The sequence below is a fragment of the Allobosea sp. CER48 genome, assembly GCF_044752385.1.
GTDB lineage: Bacteria > Pseudomonadota > Alphaproteobacteria > Rhizobiales > Beijerinckiaceae > Allobosea.
In genome coordinates, this window is sequence record NZ_JBIWYK010000354.1 from 1 (window position 1) to 3405 (window position 3405).

Genomic DNA, 3405 nt, shown 5'->3' on the forward strand with positions numbered 1-3405 from the left:
AGACGACGACCGAGACGCCGGCCGCCGAGGCTGCGCCGGCCGAGCCCGAGCTCATCGAGGTCTGGCGGCCGCATCGTCATCAGGGCGGGCGCCGCCCCGAGCACGGCCAGCGCGGTCGTCGTGACGGCGAGCAGCGCCGCGGCGAGCGGCCGCAGCGCGAAGCCCGCCCCGAAGGCGGTCAACGCCGCGAGCAGCGCCCCGGCCAGCAGCGTCCGGCAGCGGCCCGTGTCGAGGGCGAAGCGGGGCAGGGGCAGCGTCAGGAGCGGCCACGTCGCGATGATCAGCAACCCCGTCAGGGGCGGCCCGAGGGCGGTCGTGGCCCGCGGCCCGACTTCAAGCGCGAGGGACGTCCCGGCGGCCCGCGGCGCGAGGAGCGCGGCAGCGAGCGCTTCCAGCAGGCAGCGCGGCAGCGCCCGGCCAATCGCGAGCCGGATCCGGATTCGCCCTTCGCCAAGCTAGCCGCACTCAAGGCCCAGCTCGAGGGCAGCAAGAACTGAGCGCACCCGGGAGGCGCTGACCGCTTGCAGGAGCATCGCCAACGCCTCGACAAATGGCTCTGGTTCGCGCGCTTCGCGCGGACCCGGCCGGCCGCCGTGCGCCTGGTGGAGGACGGCCATGTCCGAATCGAGGGGCGGCGTGCGGAGAACCCGGCACAGGGAATCCGGGTCGGGGCGGTGCTGACGCTCGCCTTGCCGCATGCCACCATGGTCGTGAAGGTCCTCGGCTTCGCCGAACGGCGTGGCCCGTTCGAGGCGGCGCGCCAGCTCTATGAGCGGGTGGATGGCGGCAGCGGCGATGCGTCGCTTGCGGAGGGCGAGGGCGAGGACTAAATCCGCGCCCTGTCGCCGGCAGGCGCCGGAAACGGGCTGGAGACGGAAATCGTCTCCGCGGCGCCTTCGAAATGAAAAATCGTTCTGCAGAAGAACACGAAAACAGCCTTGAAACCTGCGCCGGGCAAGGGTTTATGGGGTTGTTTAGAAGAGTTGGAAGGGCCGGCCCATGACCTATGTGGTCACCGAGAACTGCATCAAGTGCAAGTACATGGATTGCGTCGAGGTTTGCCCGGTCGACTGCTTCTATGAAGGCGAGAACATGCTCGTCATCCATCCCGACGAGTGCATCGACTGCGGCGTCTGCGAGCCGGAATGCCCGGCCGAGGCGATCAAGCCCGATACCGAGCCGGGTCTCGAAAGCTGGTTGCAGCTCAATGGCAAGTTCGCGGCGAGCTGGCCCAACATCACGCAGAAGAAGGACCCGCCGGCCGACGCAAAGGACTTCGACGGCGTGCCCGGCAAGCTCGAGATGCTCTCGCCGGAGCCCGGCGAAGGCGACTGATTTTCGCCGCTTCCCGCCGCCGCGCTGCGTTAACCACGACTTGGCCATGCCCTTACGGGGGAACGCCTTCCGGCGTTTACCTTTGATTCGGCGTGTTTTTTGTGTTACAAGCTAGCCCCAGTCGAATTGGTTCCGCATGCCCCTGCGCGAGTCTCACAAACGGGGTGCCCCCAAAGATCAGGATGTCATTCATGGCCGGCTCCGAGCCGGTTTTTGATTGTCGTCCTCATCCACGCGGCAGAATGAGACCATCGACTGAGGGAGCGTGAGGCGGTGCCTTCAAGCGTCGCGTCAGGCGGAAAGCCTCCGGCCAGCCGGACGGAGGCCAGATCATCGCGTGCTCGCGTCGAGCGGGCCGGTCAGGAGTCGTAACGGCATGTCCACTGCGAAGAAAGCTGTTGTGCGCCAGGGTTTCAAGACGGGCGAGTACGTCGTCTATCCGTCCCATGGCGTCGGCCAGATCACATCGATCGAGGAACAGGAAGTCGCAGGTTTCAAACTCGAACTCTTCGTGGTCAGCTTCTCGAAGGACAAGATGACGTTGCGCGTTCCCACCGCGAAGGCCGCGAGCGTCGGCCTGCGCAAGCTCGCGGACGCCGAAGCCGTCGCCAAGGCCCTGACCACGCTCACCGGCCGCGCCCGCATCAAGCGCACCATGTGGTCGCGCCGCGCGCAGGAATACGAAGCCAAGATCAATTCGGGCGATCTCGTCGCCATCGCCGAGGTCGTGCGGGATCTCTACCGCTCCGAGGCGCAGCCCGAGCAGTCCTACTCCGAGCGTCAGCTCTATGAGGCTGCCCTCGACCGCATGACCCGCGAGATCGCGGTGGTCGACGACGTCACCGAGACCGAGGCGCTGAAGAAGATCGAAGGCCAGCTCGCCAAGTCGCCGCGCCGCGCCGGCAAGGCCGAAGCCACGGATGCCGATGCCGACCTCGAGAACGACAACGACGACATGCAGGAAGAGGCGGCCTGAGCGGCCTCCTTCCTTCGGGAATGCAAGACCCGGCGGGCAACCGCCGGGTTTTTTGTTGGTTCGGCCGTGGGCCAGCGCCATCGCGAAACCAGCCTCTCGTGGCATCGCGGCTGCCGGGCCGGTGCATGGCGTGTCTGCGGCCTGTGCGCCGTGGGCGCGCCCGCACGCGGGCTTTTGTCAGGCGGCGCTCGTGCCTGCCTTGAGGAAGCCGATCGTCCGTGCCCATGCCTGCCTGGCCGTCGCGGCGTTGTAGCGCTCGGCGCTGGTGTCGTTCATGAAGGCGTGGTCGACATCCGGGTAGACGATCGCTTCGTAGCCGATGCCGGCGGCCTTCAGTGCCTTCTCGTAGTCCGGCAGCATCTGGACGAGGCGCGTATCGCGCGCGGCCTGCTGGATCAGGAGCCGGGCCTTGATCTGCGGTACCCTGGCGAGGTCGGGCGAGCGGCCGTAGAAGACGACGCCGGCCGCCAGCTCCGGCGCGGAGACGGCAAGGTCGTTGACCGCGCCGCCACCCCAGCAGAAGCCGACGGCCCCGACCTTGCCGCTCGCGTCCGGGCGCGATGCCAGATACTTGAGGGCCGCGCGCCCCTGCGCCATCACCGCCTCGGGCGCGAGCTGCGGGAAGAGCGCGCGGGCGGCGTCGGGGTCAGCGGGGGTGCCGCCGAGCGGCGTCAGGAAATCGAGCCCCAGCGCCGTGAAGCCTTCCAGCGCCATGCGACGGGTGATGTCCTCGATATGCGGGTTGAGGCCTCGGTTCTCGTGGATCACGAGGACGCCGCCGCGCCGCGCCTCGCCCTTCGGCGCGACGAGATAGCCCTTGAGCGCCACGCCATCGATGGTGGCGTCGAGGCGTGAGGCGGAAATCCTGGCATCGTCGGGCGCGACCTGCTGGGCGTGGGCATAGTTGGGTTCCAGCAAAGCAAGCGCCGCCTCCGCAGCCGCAGTGGTGCCGGCTATGGCGAGAAGCCGGTTCATGAAGATGCGCCGGTCGAGCGGCTTGTGGGTGTATTCGTCGTAGAGTTCGACGATCCTGCGGTCGAGCGCCATGCCTGTTTCCCCTTGCGAGCAGCGATCCGAAAAGCGGGATGCGGTTT

4 protein-coding genes and 1 pseudogene are annotated in these 3405 nt (G+C 67.8%); 4 read left to right on the forward strand and 1 reads right to left on the reverse strand.

Translation table 11 applies throughout. The annotated features are described in order from the left end of the window. From ACIPIA_RS12630 to ACIPIA_RS12645, 4 genes and pseudogenes are all read left to right on the forward strand, one after another. Positions 1-497: pseudogene (locus tag ACIPIA_RS12630) on the forward strand (helicase-related protein); the annotation flags it as partial. A gap of 24 nt (positions 498-521) precedes the next feature. Then, positions 522-830 (forward strand): RNA-binding S4 domain-containing protein, encoded by a 309-nt coding sequence (locus ACIPIA_RS12635; RefSeq protein ID WP_400510038.1) that lies wholly within the window; start codon positions 522-524, stop codon positions 828-830. Between the two features lie 169 nt (positions 831-999). Further along, positions 1000-1335, forward strand: a complete 336-nt coding sequence (gene fdxA, locus ACIPIA_RS12640; RefSeq protein WP_047576269.1) for a ferredoxin FdxA — start codon at positions 1000-1002, stop codon at positions 1333-1335. Positions 1336-1711: 376 nt separating this feature from the next. Next, positions 1712-2311 carry a CarD family transcriptional regulator gene (locus tag ACIPIA_RS12645; protein ID WP_400510041.1) on the forward strand — a complete coding sequence of 200 codons (600 nt, stop codon included), beginning with the start codon at positions 1712-1714 and terminating at the stop codon, positions 2309-2311. Between the two features lie 177 nt (positions 2312-2488). On the opposite strand, the gene ACIPIA_RS12650 is transcribed toward ACIPIA_RS12645, so the two are convergent. Next, on the reverse strand, positions 2489-3405 hold a 917-nt coding region (locus ACIPIA_RS12650; protein ID WP_400510043.1), incomplete at its 5' end, for a dienelactone hydrolase family protein.